Genomic DNA, 15481 nt, shown 5'->3' on the forward strand with positions numbered 1-15481 from the left:
GAGACGCATGGCTTTTAATGTAATTAACAAAACGATTATGAAAAGTTTATTCAGCAAGCCTGCTACAGCGATGTATCCGGTCATCAAAAATGAGTTTTATCCCAATACGCGCGGTAGCATTGAGATGGCTAAGATAGAAAATTGCTCGTTCTGCGGCATTTGTTCTAAAAGATGTCCGGCCACAGCTATTGAGGTCGGCAAATCCGATAAAAAGTGGGAAATCGATCGTACCCGCTGTATTGTTTGCAATTTCTGTGTTCAGGTATGCCCGAAAAACTGCCTGAATACCCAAAGAAGTTACACTGCACCAATGAGAGATAAATCGAGTAAGTTGTTTACTGCATATGGGCCTGTCGTCCAGGAAGTTGCTTCCGGGACAGCAGCTCAGGATAATCCTACACAGGTGGAAATAGTAGAAGAAGATGCATGAATTTCCGATTACTGAACAAATCATAAAAATTGCTTCTGAAAAAGCCAAGGAGAATAATGCGCGTAGTATTACGCGCATTACCTTGGTTGTCGGAGAACAGTCCGGCTTTATTGGCGAATCCATTCAGATGTATTTTGACATTATTTCGAAAGACACGCTCTGCGAGGGGGCTGTTCTCGAAATGGAGAATATTAAAGCCAAGTGGTACTGCCCGGACTGCAATATTCATTATACGCGTCAGCCGTTTTCTTTTGCCTGCCCTGACTGCGGTAATGATGGTATGCCAACAAACATTGGAAAAGAATTCTATGTTAAAGATATAGAAATAGAAACAGAATAAAAAGGGGGGCCTTAAGTGGCTGAAAAAGAAATTCAGGTTGTCCAGAACATTTTTGATGAAAATGACAGGATAGCCTTTGCGACGCAGGAAAAAATGGGCAAAATGGGAGTCTTTGTTGTGAATATCATGGGGGCGCCCGGAGCGGGAAAGACATCGAGCATTATTAATCTAATTCAGCAGCTTTCTGAAAATAAAGTATATGTGATCGAAGGAGATATCGAATCGGATATTGACACGGTCAAGCTCAAAGAGTTAGGTATTGAAGCGATCCAGATCAACACGAATGGAGCATGTCATCTGGATGCGCCTACGATCCAGGGTTCCTTGGACGGATTGTCTTTCGACAAGCCCGGCCTGTTGTTCATTGAAAATATTGGTAATTTGGTCTGCCCGGCAGAATTCCAAATTGGTGAGCATATCAAAATGCTGATTTGTTCAGCAGCCGAGGGCAGCGATAAGCCGTACAAATATCCTCTGGCTTTTGAAAAAGCGGATGTGATTCTGCTTACGAAATGTGATTTAAAAACGTATGTTGATTTTAACGATGAATTCTTCTTTAAAGGTGTCAGAGCGCTGAATAAAACTGCACCGGTCTTTGAAGTCAACGCCAAAACCGGACAAGGTTTTGAAGATGTTGCGGGATGGCTGCTGCAAAGAAAAAGCTAGAAGGTCATTCTTTGCTTTTTTAGGTCAACCGTAATAAAATAATTTTAGTATGATGTCAACCCTAAATCCTGTATATCACAATTTTGAGCTGACAAGGTACTAATAGATACTAGCGGCATTTGAACAGGGTGGTGAACGAAATGTGTGTGGCTGTTCCCGGGAAAGTAGTGGAAGTAAATGATTTTACCGGTAAGGTTGATTTCCAGGGGAATATTATTGATGTTAATATGGCCCTGGTGGATGCCCAAGCAGGTGATTACGTACTGGTTCATGCAGGATGCGCCATTGAAGTTATTCAGAAGGACACTGCCGATGAAATTTTGGAGTTATTTGCAGAATTGGAGTCACTGAAATATGAATCTTGATCATATACTGAAAGAGCTTGCGGGAGATCATCAAGAGCTTAAAATCATGGAAGTATGCGGAACTCATACTTCCTCAATCTTTAAGAACGGTATACGCAGTCTGCTTTCGCCAAAGATCAGGCTTATATCCGGCCCGGGCTGTCCGGTGTGCGTGACTCCGGCTTCCTATATTGATAAAGCCATTGAATGGGCCATGACCCCGAACTGCGTGCTGCTTACCTTTGGCGATATGATGAAAGTGCCGGGCTCGGAGAAATCTTTAAGTGAGGCCAAGGCGGACGGGGCAAGGGTCGAGATCATGTACTCACCGCAGGAAGCGCTTAAAAAGGCCGCAGCTAACCCGGAACTTACGTATGTGATTGCCTGCGTCGGCTTTGAAACCACGATTCCGTCTTATGCACTGGTTATTGAGCAGACGGAGCGTTCCGGTCTGACGAATATTAAGTTTTTGACTGCACTGCGCAGGGTTATGCCGGCTCTTGATTTTATCTGCGCCACGGATAATGAAATATCAGCGTTTATTGCGCCGGGGCATGTCAGCACGATTCTTGGTTCGCAGGCCTATGCAGGTTTGACGAAGCAGTATATGAAGCCTTTTGCCGTAGCCGGCTTTGAAGGGGAACATATCCTGATCGCCATTTACGATTTGGTTAAACAAGTCGAAAATCATAAACACGAAGTGCATAATCTTTATCCTTCCGTGGTTAAGCCCGAAGGGAACGCGGTTGCTTTAGCCTATATCAACAATTATTTTGAGTCTGGACAGGCTTTTTGGCGTGGGATCGGCGTTATTGAGGATTCCGGTTTATATCTGAATCAAAAATACCGGAAATACGATGCCGGTTCGGCCGACCTTGCCGGTGATACTGCTCAAAAAACGACGAACTGCCGCTGCGGCGAGGTTATCCTTGGTAAGATCAACCCTGATGAGTGTCCGATGTTTGGGAAGGTCTGTACACCGGCTAAAGCGCAGGGACCCTGTATGGTATCGTCTGAGGGCACCTGCGGCATTTGGTTTCGGTTTACCAGAAAGTAATCCATTCATAAATTTGTAATCAACGTTTAAATGTTGCGTATGAGAAAATAAGTCGGGAAAATATACTAAGAAGATAGATAAGATAGATACAGTAAGATAGTTTACAGATGGACTCAGGCAGGCTAAGCAGCCTGTAATGAAAAATGAGTAGGTGAGTAAATGAAGATTGTAATGGCGCATGGGAGCGGCGGTAATGCTACCAGGGAGCTTATCAAAGATCTTTTTCATAAATATTTAGCCAACGATTACCTTGATAAAATGGAAGATTCTGCAATCCTTCCTGTTTCCGAATACCCTCTGGCGATGACCACCGATTCTTTTGTGGTCACGCCTCTGGAATTTCCGGGCGGGGATATCGGCAAGCTTGCTGTCTGCGGAACAGTAAACGATCTCTGGATGGCAGGAGCCGAACCTCAGTATCTGACAGCGGGATTTATTCTCGAAGAAGGCCTCGATCTGGATTTGCTTGACCGCGTCGTCGCTTCACTGAGCAGAACGGCTAAGGAAGCAGGCATCAAAATTGTTGCCGGAGATACCAAAGTCGTTCAGGGAAATGGCGGTTTGTATATCAACACAGCCGGTCTTGGTTTCAGAAAAAGCGGCAGGCACATTGGCACAGATGTGATCCGTGAGGGAGATGCGCTCATCGTTAGCGGTGATTTGGGCAACCATCACGCCTGCATCATGTCTCAGCGCATGGAGATTGTCAATTCAATCCAAAGTGACTGTGCAAATCTTGGACCAATGGTTGAAGATTTGCTTCAGGCAGGCATTGAGGTCCGCGCGATGAGGGATATTACCCGGGGGGGCTTGGGCACGGTTCTGAATGAGATTGCCGAAGCTTCGAACCATGCCGTAGAAATCGAGGAGAAAAGCATTCCTGTGGATCCGGAAGTCAAATCCTTCTGTGATATCTTAGGCCTGGATCCGCTCTATATGGCCAATGAAGGAAAGTTTCTCTGTATCACTGCTCAGGAACATGCGGAACGGGCTCTGAATATTCTAAGGCAAAATCCTCTTGGCACCAAGGCGAGGCTGATTGGCAGCGTCACAGAGACCGGAAAACCTCTCGTAACAGTGAAAACAAGACTCGGAGGGAAAAGGGTTATCGATGTCTTATATGGTGAAGGCCTTCCAAGGATCTGTTAGAAGCCCTTTAAGAACCAGGAAACTGTCAGCTAAGGGCTTCCTGATCTGGATTGCAGCTACAGCATTCATCCAGGTCATTGTTGCTGAAATGATCCAACGGGGAGATTTTAAATCAGCTCTTGTATGGATCTATTCCAATCTCCTGGTATTTTTAATGAACGATTTTTTGGCAATTGTACTTCTGTGTTTTTTTCTTTTTCTTACAGGGAATCTGCGGCTTACGGTCATTTCTTCATCGGTCCTGCTGATTTTACTTTCGTTAACAAATATGGTAAAGAAACAGTTTTTAGGGGATCCTTTATTTCCCTGGGATTTTGGGAGATTCGATCAGGTTTATAATCTGTTGCCTAAGATTTCTGGAGAAGTGCTGCCGGTCCTTTTTTTTCTTGGCGTGATGATTATCGTCCTCATTCTGGCCGGGACATTCTTTGTTCCGAAATATCGCCTACGCTTAAGGACCAGGATGGGTGTTCTTGCGGGCGTCGCTATTCTGATACCATTGCTGGTTTTTTACCGGCATACGCCACTACAGACGTTGTTTAAAATGGCCGAAATCGAACATATCTACTGGGTCCAAACCCAAAACAGCTTACAGAACGGTTTTCTTCTGGGTTTCATGATGAACACGGAATATATCATGGTTTTGAAGCCAGCTGGCTACAGTGAAGAAACCATCAGCAAGATCACAGCCGAGGACAAAGCCGGTTCGTCAGCGGCGGCTGCTGGTGTTCAGGACAGCGGAATGAAGCCGGATATTGTTGTCATTCTGGATGAATCTTTCTGGGATCCTACCAGGCTTCCGAAGGTTGCTTTTTCTGAAGATCCGCTGCCGAATTTTCGAGAATTAAGCAACGAGGGCACTTCTGGCGAGATATTATCCCCGGTGTTTGGAGGAAGTACGGCTAATGTGGAATTTGAGTTTTTGACAGGATTATCGACCAATTTCCTGCCACAGGGAGCGATTGCTTACCAGCAGTATGTCACAAAATCTCTGCCTGCTTTGCCGAACTTGCTTCAGCGTTACGGCTACGAGACGACGGCCATTCATCCCTACCACGGCTGGTTCTATGACAGGGACAAGATTTACCCGCTGCTGGGTTTTCAGCACTTTTATAGTCTGGAAGATTTCAACGGGGCCAAAATTGACGGTGAATATATTGCAGATATCGAAGTCAATAAAAGAATTATTCAAGAGCTTCAAACAGCCGATCAGCCGGAATTCATTTTTGCTGTAACGATGCAAAATCACGGTCCTTATCCGGCGGACCGTTACAGTGATCATACGGTCAGTACATCCGGCAGTCTTACATCCGAAGGAAAAGGGATTTTAGACACCTATGCGAAAGGCGTACGGGATGCAGATGCGTCGCTGGCTTATCTGACTGACTATTTGCGGAAATCGGACAGGCCAACAATCGTCGTTTATTTTGGGGACCACCTGCCTTTTTTGGGCAAGGATTATCAGGTCTATAAAGAAACCGGCTATATTACCGGGAATGAAAACGAATGGTCAACGGGGGACACCTTAAAAATGAAATCGGTCCCGCTGATCATCTGGTCAAACGATCAGCAGGGCACTGTTGAAACAAATGCAAATGCAGATACAGATACAAGTTCTGCGGACGCAGCCAAAACGATACGAAGTGCCACAGATTTGGGACTTATCAGTCCGTCGTTTCTAGGGGCCTATTTGTTGAAACAGCTGAATTATCCAGGGAATACTATTTTTGAGTATACCGGTCGGATGGCAGATGTCCTGCCCGTTTATGGCAAATCGGTCTTCGTTGACCAATATGGGCAGACGTACGACGAGCTTCCTTCATCATTTCAGGAAGCAGAAAAAGATTACTGGCTGCTGGAATATGACCTGTTATTTGGGAAGCAATATTCAAAAAAGTAAGGTGAACGTTTGAGACGGGTAAAGTTTTTAGCTAGAGTTGATAGATCGTAGTTTGTGTATTAGAAGCCAATGAATATACAGGAAAGAGGGATAAAAATGCTTGATTTGTTATATGATAGAAGAAGTATCCGTAAATATAGTCCAGCCGCAATAGAAAAAGATAAAATCCAAAATCTGGTCAAGGCTGCTTTGTTGGCCCCTTCCGGTAGAGGGATTCAGCCGCAGCGTTTCATCATTGTGGAAGATCATGACCTACTTCAAAAACTTTCCTTGGCCAGAGAGCACGGCTCAGCTTTCTTAAGCGGAGCCCCTTTAGCCATTGTGGTCCTGGCGGACGGCAGCCTAACCGATGTCTGGACCGAAGATGCATCCATAGCTGCGATCATTATTCAATTGGCCGCAAAATCGATGGGACTAGGCTCCTGCTGGGTTCAGGTCAGAAACAGAAATCAGTCCGAGGGAAAGACCACGGAAGAATATATCCAGGAAGTGCTGAACATACCTCAAGGCTTAAAAGTGGAATGTATGATTGGGCTTGGATATCCTGCTGAACAAAAATTACGCAGGACGGAGCAAGATTTGCAATATCAAAATATATTTGTCAATCAATACGGAACAGAATTTCTAAACAAATATTAAGCATATAAGCTTATCCTATAAATAAATTCTTGTGGAGGTGTTGTTCATGGATTGTCCGGTGTGTCATGTGAAATTGCAGATGACGGAACGCAAAGGAGTAGAAATTGATTACTGCCCACAGTGCCGCGGGATCTGGCTCGATCGCGGCGAATTGGACAAAATTATCGAAAAATCTCAATCCGAGAGCAGTACTCAGGAACGCAGACCTGGATATGTGAATGAATACGGAAATTATGAGCATGAAAACAAACATCATGATCGTGAACATGAGCATGCGTATGATCGGGACCATTACGGCAAAAATTCGAAGCAACGCAGGGGATCTTTTTTAAGTGATCTATTCGATTTTGGCGGTGACTGATCCATGCCTCAACGAAAAAGTGAGGAATTTATTGCCTGGGATAAAAAACAGCAAAAATGCAAATTCTAAGATTGTAAAAGGGTACGTAATGGTTGAGCCAAGACTCTGTTATGCTCTTTCGGGGGTGTAACCGGGTCGGCCAAAGATTATCTGAAGGTCAAAGGCTTTCAAATAGTCGGAGGGAAGATTTTTAACGGTTGGGAAAAGCTTTGAGGCAGTCGATTAATTTTTATTGTTTTAGGGTTCCAACCTATCGTTAAGGGTCGAGCTAAGATTATGCCGGGTGTCGTATATTCTATGAGTTTGTAAGTTCGTTACAAAGTTATAGAATTAATGGTTGGCTGCAGCCGTGAGGTTGCTGTCAGCTGTTAAGATATCTTGCATGGTCGAACAAACCATGATCATAGGTGGCGACCTGCTTGGTTATGGTCGAAAGATCATGGCTAGGTAATCAACCATCTATGGTGGTGCAAGGTAGATCATTGCGTGCTCTTTTCAGACTAAGATACATAACAGAAAAAGAATGATGAAGAATAAAACGAAAAAGCAGAGCAACGACTCTGTTTTTTTGCTGAGTCATTCTATATATTTTTTTTTGCTATTTTCTATTTTCTATAAAGGTTCCTTTCCATAGATAAGTATGGGCCTAGTTTTATGAATAAAAGGCTTAAAAGGCTTAAAATATTTTTTAGGAAGTGGACGGTATCTCAGAGGTACATTTTTTTATATAATCGTCAGATCTTTGACAAGATGAAGCAGGTTAGCTCGTTCAGACGGCACAAGCTGGTCAACAAAGGAAATCAGCCGGATTTGCCACTCTTTCATTTCTTCAGAGGCCGCGTGCCCGGAACGGATAAAAAATGATGGATCGGGAGCCGGGAGTGATTTGATCAGCAGTGCAAGTTCCAGTGAGGTTAAAGAATGATAAACACTGTCATATTCATCTTCCAAAAGACAGGATGCTTCGAGAATATCTGCCAGGTCGGCAGCGCTGTGAATTTCCCTCCGGATGATTGCAAGCTTATCTTCAATATAGCGGCATTGTCGGATTTCTTCGGCAATGTCTCGGAATATGTCATCTGCTAAACCCGGTCCGTCTTCAAAAATGATCGCAGGGCGCTCCGGTTGCGCTTTTAAAGTAATAAAGACTGCTTCCAACCGCCCATTGTTCAAAGCATTTTTGAGTCTGACAGCAAAAGAAACCGTACTTTCTTGAAGCAGTTGAATCTGACTCCTGTCATTAAACGCGAGCTCATCGCTGACTTGGGTCAAAGCATTCTCCAGGATAACATCAAATTCCTGGTCGGGGAGCTTTGATAATTTCTGCTGAAGGTATTCCCGATCCTGTTGACTGATATTCAATTGACGCGCAGGCTTGCCGGCCAGTACTGAGCCAAGTGATTGGGCTAATACCAGCTCAAAAATATTCAGCAGCAAGTCCTCGGAATGATCGTGATACCCATGCAGCAAACATTGGATGTCTTCGCCGGGGAAATTCAGGCAGAAAGTATCCTCGCGGTATAATTGCTGCAAGTAATGATGAATATAGACAATCCCCGTTGAATCCATCTGATCATTGCTAAGCGGGTAATCGATTGAACCGGGTGTTTCGTGCGCGGCGAATTCCGGATCGTAAGCTGTAAAAAATGCCGGAATGCCATTTTCGAGCGTATCGCTATAGGCCTGGTTAGCAAAGGTCAAACCGTCATAATTAATTACAGACAGAAGTGTTTTGGCTTCACTGATGCGAAGATTAATAATGTTTCTGCCTTCCTGAAACAGATCATTGATTTGGTCTTGTTTGAGACAATCCAGACAGAGACTGGGATTAGAAAGGCTCTTCAGATAGATACCGATCGTATACAGGATGGACAGCATGATACTTTGCGCTGTTTCCGACTTTACGGAGCAGCTGTCGCCATGTGTAAACCGTTTCAGTTGTTTTGTCAGGAGTTTAACGATTTGTGTTTGCATATGCTGAAGTTCAACGTCAGTCAGCAGGCCATGCTGAAAAGCCTGTTCCAAAAGTGACTGAAGAACAGCGCTTTCAGGAAGAGACATATTCAATACCGCGTGTTTTCTGAGTATATTCACCATACGTCCACCTCCTCATTGTCCGGATCATCTTCGTTGGGGTGTACATTCCAATAATCCGTCAGGCCATAGCGGATATTACGGGCAAGCGTTTCCAGTTCGCGGTTTTGCAGCAGCTCAAGCGAGCCCTGACAGTTCCCGTCAAAATAAACCTTCATCAGTCCGATCAACTCGTCGTCGCTTATTTCATCAAGCGTCTCATTCTTAAAATAATAAAATGTCTCGATCAGGTCATTTAGGGCAGCAGCATAATTATGACAGGAGAGAAAAGGGGAATCACAAAAGCGGAGAATGAGCTTATTAATCATGCCGCCTGCAAATTCAACCCGTCCGAAGCTGCGAAGAGAATGAGCCCGTGTTTCTACAAGCTCTAAGGCTTCTGATGCTGAAAGCTGTAAACCAAAGCGGGCCGTCTGGTCGTTGCATTCCAGGATCTCATGCACGGCCATCTTGTTGATCATGGCAGGAGGGAGCAGCATAAATGGTTCCATTTCCGACATCCTTTCACTGTTGCATTGATTTGATTAGAGGATGATGCAAGAGGATATTGACAATCAGAAAGATATGTGATATAGTAATGTAGAGAAATTATAATCTAAATAAAATCTAATTAAACTTAAATATACCATTGATCCCTTGAGGAGTCAATGGTTTTTATGAGGAAAAAATGGCTAGAAAAACGTTTAATGAAAAGCTGCATCAGGCAAAAAACTTGCCCAGAATAGAATTTATCGACTATGACGAGAAGATGGCCAAGCGGTTTGGTGCTGGAAATATGTTGATTGCCGCTCCGCTGGAGTATGATGAAGTCATGAAAAGGATACCTCCGGGCAAACTGATTACTTCCGATGAAATCAGAGCTTATCTGGCCAAAAAACATTATGCTGATTTTACCTGTCAGCTGACGGCAGGAATTTTTATTAATATCGCCGCCAACGCTTCGCAAGAAAGACAGGATGCCGGTAATCCAGATATTACCCCGTACTGGCGGACGCTTAAGAAAGGCGGAGAATTGAATGATAAGTTTCCCGGTGGTCTGGATCATCAGAAGTTTTTGCTGGAGTCTGAGGGACATACGGTGATCCCTAAAGGGAAGAAGTATTTTGTTAAAGAATTTGAAAAATCTTTGTTCTTATTATAAAGGGGAAAATATAACGAAAAAAATGTTAAAGACATGGGCTTTCCCCGTGTCTTTAACAAGCATGATATTAAATTTTGTTACGCAATACCCTGCTTGAGTCGTCGTTTTTTCCACTGGGGTATAAGTATCCTGTCCACTCCCCAGTAGTAGGCAGCTGCGCCGGCCCAAAGCAGTAAAGCTTCCCAGAATAATAACATCGGATTGGTGCTGACAGCACCAGCCAGTAGATAACTCATGTTCAGAAAGACTGCCGCAAGTAAAGCGATGGTCGTGAAGCAACCGAGGATCAATCCCAAGCCAACCAGAAGTTCTCCCCAGGCAATCACATAACCAAACACTTTGGCATTCGGAAGAGCAATATTTTGAATAAATGATGCATACCACCAGGATACATCAGGATGTTGGCCACCGGTTTTGGTCAGAGCTCCTTGTAAAAAACCTGTAACGGCCGCTCCCGCATTCGGGCCTACCCAGGCTGCAGCACTTGCTCCAAAAGTTTTGCCGATACCGGCACTCAGCCACTCCCAGCCAATATATACGCGAATGACGGTCCACACAACTTGCATAAATCGCGATTCTCTCCAGCTCATATTAACCCTCCTTTAATTTTAGTATGGGATTACAAAATCTTTTTATACCGTTTCAATCTTGTAGATGTTCCCAAGTGATCAAAAATACAGAAAAATTGCAAATTAAAAGAAACAGGACGATATAAAATTTGAATGTACTTTTGTCCATTCAAATTTCACATAACTGTCACCATTATTTCACATAAATGACATAATCAATTGTTAACATATTACCTACATTTAATGAAAGGAGTGATAGAATTGGATACGGATAAAGGAAATAAAATTGTTAATGTATTGCTTTGTATTGATCTTCTGATCTTGGTGATTACTGCGTTAACAAATGAAATGATTCCCAAGGAAATCTTTGAAAGCGTCCATGTTATTCCAGGTTTCTTATTAGTTGTTTTAGTGCTATTTCATCTTAGACTTAATAGTAAAGGCTTAAAAAAAAACAATAAATCAAGTGATACATACCAAAATGATCTGAAATCAAAAAGATCATAACCTAAAAAAATAAAAATAAGGGAGTCGGATAATTCCGATTCCCTTATTTTTTTCTCCGGTTAAAAAAATCTATCCAAAAGTCTGTAAATGAAGGAAAGAAAGACTGGAATGCTTTGATGTGTAGGAATCCGATCTCAACAGAGTCATTATCCGTAGGAACAGAGATACCGGTTATTACAGTGCCAGTAAGTAATGATGTAGATACAGCGAAGTCCCGGGGGAGTAAGATCCTTCGGGGCTTTTTGCATCTAGAATATTAAATCTTGTGGCATTGTATGCACGGAAGCCATGATTAAAACTTAATTATCAGCTAAGAAGAATAAAAACATATTTGCTGCATTTCTAATTGATAGAAAAACAGAATAGATTACTCCCCATAGCCACAAAGAAACTACAATAAGGAAAATATATATATAAGCAGAAGTCAGAATTTTAGTAAAGAATAGTAAAACTATAGAATATAAGAGAAGCGTTAACTGTAGAACAATCGCCCAAGAAAAATAACAAATGAATTGGGTAAGTTCATTCCAGTTCTTACCTTCTATCGAAGCTTCCTTCATTTTAGTAATGATGGGAGATTGGGAACTTGACAAAATAGACACACTTGCGACGTTAAAACCTGCAAGGACTGAAAGAATAGTTAATATTGTTCCAAATAATGTCTCAAATAGGTTGGTTATATTATCGTAAGACAGATTAGCTAATCTTATAAAGAATAATACTAAACAGGTGATTGCCACAGAAAGTACAATATCAAATCTTTTCTCATGGGCTGTAGAGAGTTTCCAATATATTCGGAAGACTCTAATTGCTTCTTTATGGAATAATTTTGAAAACAATCTTAAAACCTTTTTCAAGATCTCCACCTTAACCTTACAGACTAAATAAGTGAACGGTTATTGATGATTTCTTTCATTTCTTCAAAAATGGAAACATCAGTTATTGATTTAAGATCATACTTTTCTTGAAATCCATCTAAGCTTATTATACTACGATATCCATTTTTTGTCCCTTCGGCTCTCGCTGAAACCAATAGTTTTCTATCTGAAATAAAAGGCTCTAAGAAAGTCTTAACAGCTCTCTTGGCTAAGCCTCCACTTTTCCCTCTTTTACCACTAAGACGTAGGGTAAGGTATTCAGCTTCGGTATCATCAATGCTTCTTTGTAAAGAATCGGTAGATTGTGATTGGCCATCAATTATATTCTTTACTCTTAAGCGAACCTGTAAGGAGGCTATCTTTGGCATTTTCTCGATATGCTCAATGAATCCTGAAGTAATTAGTTTTTCAAATGAAACCTCTCTAACTAAACTTGTTTTTTCGGAAAAGTACATCATAATACGGTTTGATCCAAATTCACAATGTGGAAAATGTTCTATCAAACAATAACCATCTTTTTTTCTTATAACAAAATGAACCTCCTGCTTAACGCCTTCAGTAGGAGTTTTCCACTTGGAGCGTTCTTTTAGCGTTTTTCTGTCCAAAAGATTTCTTGTTTCTCCGTAATAAGCGCCCTTAAATGACCCCCAAATAAATGACTTATCCTCCTTGAACTCATGTATATATAGAAACCATTTGTCATCGGTATTTTCATATATATTTGAAATTCCAATAGAATTTAGCACGTCAAAAAATTTTTGGGCATCCCAACAAATTTTCATTTTGTCGTCTTCGGGGTGAAAGTAAATTTGAATTTGATAGGCTTTAGCGGAATAATTGATCATCATTTTACCTCTTCTCCGTATTTTTACATTAAGTTCTATCCCACGCATACTTTATAATAAGTAGTTGCAGGATAATCCTTTTATATTCTACTATTAGTAAAAGGTCGAAGTAAGGTAAATTTAGTCGCATGGAAAATATTATTTCAATTTTATAAGGATAGAGCAATCTGGATATTAAGTATCTGATTTTTAACGCCTTACATGGCAAATATGAGGGTGGTATTTTTGGCTTATTTAGGCTGGTTTTTCAACTCCAGTGATTTCTTTCTTTTTTGTTCCGATTACAGCCAATATCCCAGCAATAAGAGCGAGGACCATAAAGATAGCAACAATAGTCCCTCCTAAAATTGCACCAGCCAAAGAACATATAATAAGCAATATACCAGGAATTTTACTTTTGGCTCCGATACATATTGCACCTAAGATAATAACTAAAAATGAAAAGATAACTCCGCCCCAACCAAGACCAACAACAGTTCCGGCTCCTTCGGCTTCGAATGCTGAAGCTGCTCCGCCAATAAGCAATGTGATACCCGCGGATATAACTCCAAAAACACCTGCTATTAAAGCAATGATTCCACCAGCTTTTTTCATGTATATTTCCCTCCAAAACATTATTTTTACTATATTTCTATCCAATATTGGAATATCCTGCAAGAAAACAAAATAATCCATCCTACACCAGGTAAGATGGATACTATTCTAAACCTTGGGTTAACCGATTATTTCCTAAGTAAATCAGGATTAAAGAATTCAGGAAAAACATCTTTAATATCTTCGCCAAGGGCCATTGATATTTGGCGGCATTCTTACAGGTAATATCTTCTCTTTTTCCTTTTTCAATAAGAGATATTTCCTGCTGAGATACACCAATAACAAGTCCGAGTTCAAGTTGAGACATATTCTTTTGCTCACGAAACATCTTAACATTATTCATGCTATAAATAGCGCTCGTATAAATTGCAAAAACAACATGAATATTCATGTAATATTCATGTTTCGACCTATTTTCCTTTACTTCGACTAGGACATATTGATATATTAAATACACGATTCTGAAAATTCACTATAAAAAATATAGGGGTATTTGGAGGTAAGGGATGAAGATTAAAATTTCGGTAATTACATACTCGAAGAATGTTTCCAGGTTAGTTTTTTCTGGTGATAAACAGGATCCAGAATTGCTTATCAGTGAAAATTACTTTAATGACGAATTGAGGTTAAAAAATCGTCTTGTAATCAACAAATAGAAAAGAGAATATATTATAAAATTGACCAGCATAATGTTTTAAATATATAGTCTAAAAGCTCCGGGAAATCCCCGGAGCTTTTTAAATCAAATGTTCCACTTTTGTTCCACTTTTTTATTTAAACTTAAATATTAAAACCCTCAAACCGTTGATATTACTTGGCAGGGGATGAAGGAGTTGAACCCTCACTGACGGTTTTGGAGACCGCTGTTCTACCATTAAACTAATCCCCTAGGTGTTTCCTACAGTTGACGACGAAAGCTATTATATCGGAATTACTTGATTGTGTCAACGATAACATTTCAGTTAACATTTCAGTCTGCATTTAAATTGATGGCAGATCATACATATAACAATCATTCAAATTATTTTGAAGGATTTTTGCCGTAAAAAACGAATAAAATAGTATAAAAGAAAACATTATAGCAAATCTTGGCGAGAGGATCGTTACGATTGAAAACTGACCTTCATATTCACACCAATCAGTCTGACGGAAGTCTCAAGGTTGAAGAGATTTTGCAAATTTCTTCTTTAAAAGGGATGGATATTGTCGCCATTACCGATCATGAGACAACATCCGGTGTCACCAAGGCGCAAAACATTGCGCGGGATTACGGAATTCGGATTATACCCGGACTTGAGTTGAATACCTATTACAAGAACCAGGAGATTCACCTGCTGGGCTATTACCGAGACATTAATAATGACTATCTTCATGAAAAGCTTCAGCAAATTCGTAAAGAGAGAACTGCTGTTACAAAATTAATGCTCGGAAAGTTAAAAGATTTGGGACTGGTGCTCGAATGGCAGGAGATTGAAAATACAGCAAGTTTTGAAGGCGTCATCAGCAAGTCTCATATTATTTACGCGATCTGGAATAAGACTGAATGTGATCAAAAACTCACTATTAATTGGGATAATCTTGCGTCCTGTCTCAGACCCGGCGGAACAGCCTATATACCCTATGAAGGCAACCCCTTTCCTGATGCAGTTGATCTGATTCTCGAAACAGGCGGGCTTCCTGTCCTGGCTCATCCGGGACTAATCGATCAGTCCCTAACTGAGGATCTTTTGAGTTACAAGCCGATTGGAATTGAAGTCTATTACGGTTACTGGGCTCAACGCGAAGAGAAGATTACCTATTTTGAAGAACTGTCACGAAAATACAGGACTCTCGCAACAGGTGGCAGCGACTATCATGGCTTTTTCAGTCAGGTCGAAATTGGAGAGGTCTCGGTTCCGGAAAAATGCGTGCTTAATCTTATGGAATATCTGCAGATCGACTGAGATCAATGATATCGATAAATGTTA

19 protein-coding genes and 1 tRNA gene are annotated in these 15481 nt (G+C 41.4%); 12 read left to right on the forward strand and 8 right to left on the reverse strand.

Annotated elements, in window-relative coordinates; genetic code table 11:
- Positions 1 to 7: 7 nt before the first annotated feature.
- From AB3489_RS06860 to AB3489_RS06900, 9 genes are all read left to right on the forward strand, one after another.
- Positions 8 to 430: a 4Fe-4S binding protein gene (locus tag AB3489_RS06860; RefSeq protein ID WP_368294453.1), complete on the forward strand. Its 423-nt coding sequence runs from the start codon at positions 8 to 10 to the stop codon at positions 428 to 430.
- Positions 423 to 770 carry a hydrogenase maturation nickel metallochaperone HypA gene (gene hypA, locus AB3489_RS06865; protein ID WP_368294454.1) on the forward strand — a complete coding sequence of 116 codons (348 nt, stop codon included), beginning with the start codon at positions 423 to 425 and terminating at the stop codon, positions 768 to 770. Before AB3489_RS06860 ends, hypA begins: the two co-directional genes overlap by 8 nt.
- 15 nt (positions 771 to 785) lie before the next feature.
- Complete coding sequence (gene hypB / locus AB3489_RS06870) at positions 786 to 1436, forward strand: hydrogenase nickel incorporation protein HypB (RefSeq protein ID WP_368294455.1); 651 nt, start codon at positions 786 to 788, stop codon at positions 1434 to 1436.
- 140 nt (positions 1437 to 1576) lie between these two features.
- Entirely contained in the window at positions 1577 to 1801 is a 225-nt protein-coding gene (locus tag AB3489_RS06875) for a HypC/HybG/HupF family hydrogenase formation chaperone (protein ID WP_015042845.1), read from the forward strand.
- Positions 1791 to 2837 (forward strand): hydrogenase formation protein HypD, encoded by a 1047-nt coding sequence (gene hypD / locus AB3489_RS06880; protein WP_368294456.1) that lies wholly within the window; start codon positions 1791 to 1793, stop codon positions 2835 to 2837. Before AB3489_RS06875 ends, hypD begins: the two co-directional genes overlap by 11 nt.
- A gap of 159 nt (positions 2838 to 2996) precedes the next feature.
- Positions 2997 to 3986, forward strand: a complete 990-nt coding sequence (gene hypE / locus AB3489_RS06885) for a hydrogenase expression/formation protein HypE (protein WP_368294457.1) — start codon at positions 2997 to 2999, stop codon at positions 3984 to 3986.
- Positions 3958 to 5886, forward strand: coding sequence for an LTA synthase family protein (locus tag AB3489_RS06890; RefSeq protein WP_368294600.1), 1929 nt, complete (start codon positions 3958 to 3960; stop codon positions 5884 to 5886). The genes hypE and AB3489_RS06890 overlap by 29 nt, the downstream gene beginning before the upstream one ends.
- A 96-nt stretch (positions 5887 to 5982) precedes the next feature.
- Positions 5983 to 6525 carry a nitroreductase family protein gene (locus tag AB3489_RS06895; protein WP_368294458.1) on the forward strand — a complete coding sequence of 181 codons (543 nt, stop codon included), beginning with the start codon at positions 5983 to 5985 and terminating at the stop codon, positions 6523 to 6525.
- 46 nt (positions 6526 to 6571) lie between these two features.
- On the forward strand, positions 6572 to 6886 hold the full coding sequence (locus tag AB3489_RS06900; RefSeq protein ID WP_019226295.1) for a zf-TFIIB domain-containing protein: 315 nt from the start codon (positions 6572 to 6574) through the stop codon (positions 6884 to 6886).
- Between the two features lie 723 nt (positions 6887 to 7609).
- On the opposite strand, the gene AB3489_RS06905 is transcribed toward AB3489_RS06900, so the two are convergent.
- Complete coding sequence (locus AB3489_RS06905) at positions 7610 to 8983, reverse strand: DUF6179 domain-containing protein (RefSeq protein ID WP_368294459.1); 1374 nt, start codon at positions 8981 to 8983, stop codon at positions 7610 to 7612.
- Entirely contained in the window at positions 8977 to 9471 is a 495-nt protein-coding gene (locus AB3489_RS06910) for a DUF6323 family protein (protein WP_368294460.1), read from the reverse strand. Before AB3489_RS06910 ends, AB3489_RS06905 begins: the two co-directional genes overlap by 7 nt.
- 176 nt (positions 9472 to 9647) lie before the next feature.
- On the opposite strand from AB3489_RS06910, the gene AB3489_RS06915 reads away from it, so the two are divergent.
- Positions 9648 to 10121, forward strand: a complete 474-nt coding sequence (locus AB3489_RS06915) for a methylated DNA-protein cysteine methyltransferase (RefSeq protein WP_368294461.1) — start codon at positions 9648 to 9650, stop codon at positions 10119 to 10121.
- A gap of 77 nt (positions 10122 to 10198) precedes the next feature.
- On the opposite strand, the gene AB3489_RS06920 is transcribed toward AB3489_RS06915, so the two are convergent.
- Positions 10199 to 10711, reverse strand: a complete 513-nt coding sequence (locus AB3489_RS06920; protein ID WP_019226299.1) for a DoxX family membrane protein — start codon at positions 10709 to 10711, stop codon at positions 10199 to 10201.
- Positions 10712 to 10942: 231 nt separating this feature from the next.
- On the opposite strand from AB3489_RS06920, the gene AB3489_RS06925 reads away from it, so the two are divergent.
- Positions 10943 to 11197: a hypothetical protein gene (locus AB3489_RS06925; protein ID WP_368294601.1), complete on the forward strand. Its 255-nt coding sequence runs from the start codon at positions 10943 to 10945 to the stop codon at positions 11195 to 11197.
- 299 nt (positions 11198 to 11496) lie between these two features.
- Here the strand turns inward: AB3489_RS06925 and AB3489_RS06930 are convergent, their stop codons facing one another.
- From AB3489_RS06930 to AB3489_RS06950, 5 genes are all read right to left on the reverse strand, one after another.
- On the reverse strand, positions 11497 to 12054 hold the full coding sequence (locus AB3489_RS06930; RefSeq protein WP_368294462.1) for a hypothetical protein: 558 nt from the start codon (positions 12052 to 12054) through the stop codon (positions 11497 to 11499).
- A 23-nt stretch (positions 12055 to 12077) separates the two neighbouring features.
- Complete coding sequence (locus AB3489_RS06935; RefSeq protein ID WP_368294463.1) at positions 12078 to 12920, reverse strand: hypothetical protein; 843 nt, start codon at positions 12918 to 12920, stop codon at positions 12078 to 12080.
- Between the two features lie 234 nt (positions 12921 to 13154).
- Positions 13155 to 13595, reverse strand: a complete 441-nt coding sequence (locus AB3489_RS06940; RefSeq protein ID WP_368294464.1) for a hypothetical protein — start codon at positions 13593 to 13595, stop codon at positions 13155 to 13157.
- Between the two features lie 22 nt (positions 13596 to 13617).
- Entirely contained in the window at positions 13618 to 13905 is a 288-nt protein-coding gene (locus AB3489_RS06945) for a helix-turn-helix transcriptional regulator (RefSeq protein WP_368294465.1), read from the reverse strand.
- A gap of 424 nt (positions 13906 to 14329) precedes the next feature.
- A tRNA-Trp gene (locus tag AB3489_RS06950) sits at positions 14330 to 14403 on the reverse strand.
- Between the two features lie 220 nt (positions 14404 to 14623).
- Here AB3489_RS06950 and AB3489_RS06955 point away from each other — a divergent pair.
- Positions 14624 to 15457 (forward strand): PHP domain-containing protein, encoded by an 834-nt coding sequence (locus AB3489_RS06955; protein WP_368294466.1) that lies wholly within the window; start codon positions 14624 to 14626, stop codon positions 15455 to 15457.
- Positions 15458 to 15481: the final 24 nt, after the last annotated feature.

It is taken from the genome of Dehalobacter sp. TBBPA1 (assembly GCF_040931655.1).
Lineage (GTDB): Bacteria > Bacillota > Desulfitobacteriia > Desulfitobacteriales > Syntrophobotulaceae > Dehalobacter > Dehalobacter restrictus.